At 63.8% G+C, this 6,461-nt stretch carries 6 protein-coding genes; 2 read left to right on the plus strand and 4 right to left on the minus strand.

All coding sequences use genetic code 11. The annotated features are described in order from the left end of the window. The first annotated feature begins 53 nt into the window (after window positions 1-53). Both AC1RTA_RS06680 and AC1RTA_RS06685 read left to right on the plus strand, forming a co-directional pair. The gene (locus AC1RTA_RS06680; protein ID WP_492784309.1) at window positions 54-1,109 is read left to right on the plus strand and encodes a permease; all 1,056 of its coding nucleotides are present in this window, start codon (window positions 54-56) and stop codon (window positions 1,107-1,109) included. Window positions 1,110-1,118: 9 nt separating this feature from the next. Next, complete coding sequence (locus AC1RTA_RS06685; protein ID WP_152090254.1) at window positions 1,119-1,358, plus strand: thioredoxin family protein; 240 nt, start codon at window positions 1,119-1,121, stop codon at window positions 1,356-1,358. 226 nt (window positions 1,359-1,584) lie between these two features. Here the strand turns inward: AC1RTA_RS06685 and AC1RTA_RS06690 are convergent, their stop codons facing one another. The 4 genes from AC1RTA_RS06690 to nifH form a co-directional block, all read right to left on the minus strand. Then, the gene (locus AC1RTA_RS06690) at window positions 1,585-1,932 is read right to left on the minus strand and encodes a 2Fe-2S iron-sulfur cluster-binding protein (protein ID WP_014236064.1); all 348 of its coding nucleotides are present in this window, start codon (window positions 1,930-1,932) and stop codon (window positions 1,585-1,587) included. A gap of 64 nt (window positions 1,933-1,996) precedes the next feature. Continuing rightward, window positions 1,997-3,517: a nitrogenase molybdenum-iron protein subunit beta gene (gene nifK / locus AC1RTA_RS06695; protein ID WP_014236063.1), complete on the minus strand. Its 1,521-nt coding sequence runs from the start codon at window positions 3,515-3,517 to the stop codon at window positions 1,997-1,999. Window positions 3,518-3,649: 132 nt separating this feature from the next. Beyond that, window positions 3,650-5,092, minus strand: coding sequence for a nitrogenase molybdenum-iron protein alpha chain (gene nifD / locus AC1RTA_RS06700; protein ID WP_492784310.1), 1,443 nt, complete (start codon window positions 5,090-5,092; stop codon window positions 3,650-3,652). A gap of 82 nt (window positions 5,093-5,174) precedes the next feature. Continuing rightward, window positions 5,175-6,050: a nitrogenase iron protein gene (gene nifH, locus AC1RTA_RS06705; protein WP_014236061.1), complete on the minus strand. Its 876-nt coding sequence runs from the start codon at window positions 6,048-6,050 to the stop codon at window positions 5,175-5,177. Window positions 6,051-6,461: the final 411 nt, after the last annotated feature.

Genomic DNA, 6,461 nt, shown 5'->3' on the forward strand with positions numbered 1-6,461 from the left:
CCGTTGCCGGCCACGGCCGGGGCCAACACCGCCTTTCGCGAACAGGAGTGAAGATGAATGTGGAAATGAACACGGCGGCCCCGGCAAGGGGCCTGGGATGGCGCTGGCTATGCGGCACGGCGGCAGCCGCCGGACTTTGGTTCTGGCTCTACGGCAATCTGACGGCCATGGCCGATTTCGTCGTTGCCGCCCTGGGACAGAGCCGTCAGACGGCCCTGGGCGAAGCCCTGCACTTCTTCGTCTATGACACGCCCAAGGTCCTGCTGCTGCTGACCGGCATCGTCTTCCTGATGGGCGTGGTCCAGACCTTCTTCGCACCGGAGCGCACCCGCGCCCTGCTCTCCGGCAGGCGCACCGGGGTGGGCAACGTCCTGGCGGCCGGCCTGGGCATCGTCACGCCCTTCTGCTCCTGCTCCGCCGTGCCCTTTTTCATCGGCTTCCTCTCGGCGGGCGTGCCCCTGGGAGTGACCTTTTCGTTCCTCATCGCCGCCCCCATGATCAACGAGGTGGCCCTGGCCCTGCTCTTCGGCATGTTCGGCTGGCAGGTGGCCCTGCTCTACCTGGGACTGGGGCTGCTGGTCGCCATCCTGGCCGGACTGGTGATCGGCCACCTGAAGATGGAGGCCCACCTGGAAGACTGGGTGCGGGCGATCCAGGCGGGCGCCCCCGCCAGCTTTGCCGGCGGCGGCATGAGCTGGGTGCAGCGGGGCCGCGCCGGCCTGGACCATGTGCGGGACATCGTCGCCAAGGTGTGGCCCTACGTGGTGGCCGGCATCGCCCTGGGCGCGGGCATCCACGGCTACGTGCCGGAGGACTTCATGGCCTCCTTCATGGGCAGGGACGTGTGGTGGGCGGTGCCGGCGGCAGTCGTGCTCGGCGTGCCCATGTACACCAACGCGGCCGGCATCATCCCGGTGGTGGAGGCCCTCATCGGCAAGGGCGCGGCCCTGGGCACGGTCCTGGCCTTCATGATGAGCGTCATCGCCCTTTCGGCGCCGGAGATGATCATTCTGCGCAAGGCCCTCAAACCCCGCCTGATCGCCACTTTCGCCGGCGTGGTGGCCCTGGGGATCCTCCTCGTCGGTTACGTCTTCAACGCCGTTCTATAAGGAAGCATGATGAAAGAAGTGAAAGTCCTGGGCACGGGCTGTGCCAAATGCAAGACCCTGGTGGCCATGGTGGAACAGGCGGCCGTGCGTACCGGCACCGCCATCAATCTGGAGAAGGTCGAGGACATGGCCCGCATCATCGGCTACGGCGTCATGGCGACACCGGCCCTGGTGATCGAGGGCCGGGTGGTCCACAGCGGCAGCCTGCCGGAGGCAGGGAGGATCGACCGGCTGCTGCAGGAATCCTGACATTTCCGGTCCGCCAGTCCCGGCCTGCCGGGTGTCGGCGGCGTGCCAATGAAAAACCGGCTCCGGGTCGCCCCGGGCCGGTTTTCTCTTTTGATTGTTTCTCTGTTGGGGAGGTACGGAAGCTGGGAGAGTTACACCCCCGTACCGGTGCGACGAAACCGTGCAAGCTTTGCTGTCACGACCCGCCTTCGCTCCCCGTCGCACGGGAGAGTCGGCGGACCGGCGCTCAGAATTTGACCGCGATGTCCTCGTCCAGCAGCATGTACTGGCAGGCCAGGCGCCAGCCCGGGGCCAGGTCCTTCACCACCAGTTCGTCCAGCTCGGCCTGCTTGACCTTGCCGGCCAGCACCAGGGCGGTCTTTTCCTTTTCCGTCAGGTGGGCGGCCATGGGCTGCTTGTTGCCCAGGTGCAGCACTTCCACGGCGCAGGAGCCGCAGTTGCCGTCCTGGCACTCGAAATCCACGGGGATCTTGTGTTCCTTGGCCAGGCCGAGGATGGTGGAACGGTTGCCGGCCACGGCATACACGGTCACGTCCTTCTTCTGCTTGGGGGAGGAAAACGTCACGTTCGGCATTGAATCACTCCTGTAAAAAAATCCCGCCCGCCATCGAAGACCTGATGGACGGGCGGGCAGATCGTCACCGCACGACGTCGAAACTGGTGCCCTTCGGATCCTTGTCGAGCACGTCGAAGATCTTGTCGAGGATCTTCACGAGCACGTTGAGGCCACCCTGGTAACCCCAGATGGGGAAGCGATGGTGGTGGTGCCGGTCGAAGATCGGGAAGCCGATCCGGATCAGGGGCACGCCCGTGTCACGCTCCAGGAACTTGCCGTAGGAGGAGCCGATGAGGAAGTCGGAAGGCTCGGTGGCGAGCAGGGAACGCATGTGCCACAGGTCCTTGCCGGCGTAGATCTTGGCTTCCTTGCCGAAGGGGCTGGCTTCCAGCAGGGCGCCGAGCTTGGTCTCGAAGTCCTTGGTGGAATTGGTGACCACGATGTGCTTGGGCTCGGCGCCGACTTCCAGGAGGAAGCTGACCAGGCCGTAGACCATGTCGGGGTCGCCGAACAGGGAGAAGCTCTTGCCGTGCAGGTAGGCCTGGGAGTCGGCGATGGCGTCCACCAGACGGCCCCGTTCCTTTTCCAGCTCGGCCGGGATGGCCTTGCCGGTGACGCGGGAGACTTCCATGAGGAAGGCGTCGGTGGCGGTGACGCCCACCGGGTTATGGAAGGCGACGACTTCCTGACCCTTTTCCTTGATGAACTCGCCGGTCTTGGCCGTGGAGAAGCCCTGCAGCAGGAAGGTGGCCTTGGCATTGACGGCGGCGATGCCGTCGTCGATCTTGGTACCACCGTCGTACATGCGGAATTCGCCGTCGGCCGGGGTATCGAAGACGTCGGAGGGATCGGAGAGGACGGTGAAATCCACGCCCATCAGGCCCAGCAGGCGCTTGATTTCCCGGTTGTTGCCGACGCAGTAGCCGTCGAAGCCGCCGTTCACGTTGATGGCGGCGCCTTCCTTGCGTTCCTGACCGGCCCACAGGTTGGTCAGCACGCCCTTGAGCATGTTGTCGTAGCCGGTGATGTGGCTGCCGACGAAGGACGGGGTGTGGGCGAAGGGCACGCGGAAGTCTTCCGGGATGGAGCCCTTCTGCTTGGCGTTCTTGATGAAGCCGTCCAGGTCGTCGCCGATCACCTCGGCCATGCAGGTGGTGGAGACGGCGATCATCTTCGGCTTGTACAGCGCGTGGGCGTTTGCCAGGCCGTCGATCATGTTGTTCAGGCCGCCGAACACGGCCGCGTCTTCCGTCATGGAGTCGGAAACGCAGGAGGAAGGCTCCTTGAAGTGACGGTTCAGGTGGGAACGGAAGTAGGCGACGCAGCCTTGGGAACCATGCACGTAGGGCAGGGTGCCTTCGAAGCCGGAGGCGCAGAGGACGGCGCCCAGGGGCTGGCAGGCCTTGGCCGGATTGACGGTCAGGGCTTCGCGCTTGAAGTTGATTTCCCGGTATTCCCAGGACTTGGTGAAGGCCTCGACTTCCTTGACCTTGTCGGCGGAAGCGCAGTCCTCGAACTGCTTCTTGCGGGCCATCAGGTCCTGGTATTCGGGCTGTTTGAACAGCTCGTTGTGGTCGAGCACTTTCTCAGCGGATTGCGGCATTTTGAATCTCCTTTTTACGCGCCGGGCGGTCATCCCCGCACCGACAGCGCTTCAAGTTTCCGGCTCCCCTAACCCTCTGCCGACCGGCAGCAGGCATGGGAGACGGACTTCGTACTTGCAGGCGGCCTGGGCTTACTTCTTCCAGGGGGCCTTGGTCATGCTCCAGACCGGGCTGTTGATGGCCATGTCCATGTCGCGGGCAAAGATGGCGAAGCCGTCGTAGCCGTGATACGGGCCGGAGTAGTCCCAGGAGTGCATCTGGCGGAAGGGGATGCCCATCTTCTGGAAGATGTACTTTTCCTTGACGCCGGAACCCACCAGGTCGGGACGGATCTTTTCGGCGAACTTCTCGAACTCGAAGCCGGTCACGTCGTCGTAGATCAGGGTGCCGTCTTTGACGTAGTGGGTGGTGCGCTGGTAGTCGTCGCCGTGGGCGAATTCGTAACCGGCACCGACCACTTCCATGCCCAGGTCCTCATAGGCGCCGACCACGTGACGGGGGCGCAGGCCGCCCACGTACAGCATGACCTTCTTGCCCATCAGGCGCGGCTTGTACTTGGCGATGATGCCGTCCACCATGGTCTGGTACTTGGCGATGACCTTCTCGGCGTTTTCCTTGATCGTGTCGTCGAAGTGGGAAGCGATTTCCCGCAGGGAGGCAGCGATCTTGGAGGGGCCGAAGAAGTTGTACTCGACCCAGGGAATGCCGTACTTCTCTTCCATGTGCCGGCTGATGTAGTTCATGGAACGGTAGCAGTGCAGCAGGTTGAGCTTGGCCTTGGGGGTCTTTTCCATTTCCGCCAGGGTGCCGTCGCCGGACCACTGGGCGATCACGCGCAGGCCCATCTCTTCCAGCAGGATGCGGGAGGACCAGGCGTCGCCGCCGATGTTGTAGTCGCCGATGATGGTGACGTCGTAGGGGGTGGATTCGAAGCCCTTGTTGTCGGCCTTGTCCAGGACCCAGTCGCGCACCATGTCGTTGGCGATGTGGTGGCCCAGGGACTGGGAGACGCCGCGGAAGCCTTCGCAACGCACCGGCACGATGGTCTTGGAGATTTCCTTGGTCTTCTTCTTGGCCACGGCCTCGATGTCGTCACCGATGAGGCCGATGGGACATTCGGACTGGATGGAGATGCCGCGGGCCAGGGGGAAGATTTCCGTGATCTCGTCGATCACCTTGTCCAGCTTCTTGTCGCCGCCGAAGACGATGTCCTTCTCCTGGAAGTCGGAGGTGACCTGCAGGACGGTGAAGTTGTCCACGCCGACGGTGCCGGAGGCGTAGTTGCGACGGGTGCCCCAGGAGTACTGGCCGCAGCCCACGGGACCGTGGGAGATGTGCACCATGTCCTTGATCGGACCCCACACCACGCCCTTGGAGCCGGCATAGGCACAACCGCGGATGGTCATGACGCCGGGCAGGGACTTGATGTTGGACTTCACGCCGCAGTCGGGCTTGCCCTCTTCGTACACGTTGAGGTGCTTGGCGCGCTTCTTGGCGGCCTTCTCCGGGTAGGCTTCGAGCACCTCCTGGATCAGCGCCTGGTTGCGCGTTTTGTCGTCGAGTACCGCACTCATGTGATTCTCCTAAATTGCGTATTCGCTCAGCGGAACCCGGCCGCTCCGGAGGGAGCCCTGCCGGTTTCCGCGCCGGTGATCCTTAAGCGGCGCTCTTGGACTTGCCGACGATGGACTCGTCTTCCTTGCTCATGATGCCGAACTCGAGCAGCAGGTCTTCCAGCTCGTCCATGGAGATGGGGGTGGGGATCACGCCGTTGCCGGCATTGGCATGGACCTTCTGGGCCAGGGCACGGTATTCGCCGGCCTGCTTGGACTCGGGGTCGTACTCCAGCACGGTCATGCGGCGCAGTTCGGCGTGCTGCACCACGTTGTCGCGGGGGACGAAGTGGATCAGCTTGGTGCCGAGCTTCTTGGCCAGGGCGTCGGCCAGCTCGTATTCCTTGTCGGTCTTGCGCTCGTTGCAGATCAGACCGCCCAGACGCACGCCGCCGGCATTGGCGTACTTCAGGATGCCCTTGGAGATGTTGTTGGCGGCGTACATGGCCATCATTTCGCCGGACATGACGATGTAGATTTCCTGGGCCTTGTTCTCGCGGATGGGCATGGCGAAGCCGCCACACACCACGTCGCCCAGCACGTCGTAGGAAACGTAGTCCACGCCGTCGTAGGCGCCGTTCTCTTCGAGGAAGTTGATGGCGGTGATAACGCCGCGGCCGGCGCAGCCGACGCCGGGTTCCGGACCGCCGGATTCAACGCAGCGGATGTCGCGGTAACCCACCTTCAGCACGTCTTCCAGTTCCAGGTCTTCCACGGAGCCGGCGTCGGCAGCCAGGGAGAGCACGGTGTCCTGGGCCTTGGCGTGCAGGATCAGACGGGTGGAGTCGGCCTTCGGGTCGCAGCCGACGATGAGGATCTTTTGGCCCATTTCAGCCAGGGCCGCCAGGGTGTTTTGGGAGGTGGTGGATTTGCCGATGCCACCCTTGCCGTAGAAGGCGATTTGACGCAATGCACTCATTTCATTTCCCCTCGATGGTTGAAGTCACAAAATCAATCCCGGCGGTGCCAGGCTTGACCTACTATGGCAAGGGCCGTGCCAGGTCCTCGTTTGCGCCGCAATGCCTTGATACGACTGGAAAATGTGTTTTGTACCGGGCCCTTGGGGCCATGTTGCGAACACGACAAAGGCCCCCGCCCCTGTCGTAAAGACCGCATTCCCCGGCCCCGGACGACGCCCCCAAAGCGGACCGCGCCAGGAGGCGCGCCGGATGGACCTCGCCGCCACCCCACGGCCGGGAGGTCCATCCCTCCTGCCTCCCCGGCCAGGCATCACCCAGGCCGCCGCCCTCGCCGGCCGGGTGCGCCAGAACGGGGAATAGATGTTGCTTATGTGCCGGGCATGAAGCCCGACCTGCCCACCGTCCCCCTC

Source organism: Azospira sp. MPR-E4 (assembly GCF_058809645.1).

Bases quoted from the DNA above. Each gene is read 5' to 3' on its own strand.
- nifK (WP_014236063.1), bottom strand. From the start codon at position 3,517: ATGCCGCAATCCGCTGAGAAAGTGCTCGACCACAACGAGCTGTTCAAA.
- AC1RTA_RS06680 (WP_492784309.1), top strand. From the start codon at position 54: ATGAATGTGGAAATGAACACGGCGGCCCCGGCAAGGGGCCTGGGATGG.
- AC1RTA_RS06685 (WP_152090254.1), top strand. From the start codon at position 1,119: ATGAAAGAAGTGAAAGTCCTGGGCACGGGCTGTGCCAAATGCAAGACC.
- AC1RTA_RS06690 (WP_014236064.1), bottom strand. From the start codon at position 1,932: ATGCCGAACGTGACGTTTTCCTCCCCCAAGCAGAAGAAGGACGTGACC.
- nifD (WP_492784310.1), bottom strand. From the start codon at position 5,092: ATGAGTGCGGTACTCGACGACAAAACGCGCAACCAGGCGCTGATCCAG.
- nifH (WP_014236061.1), bottom strand. From the start codon at position 6,050: ATGAGTGCATTGCGTCAAATCGCCTTCTACGGCAAGGGTGGCATCGGC.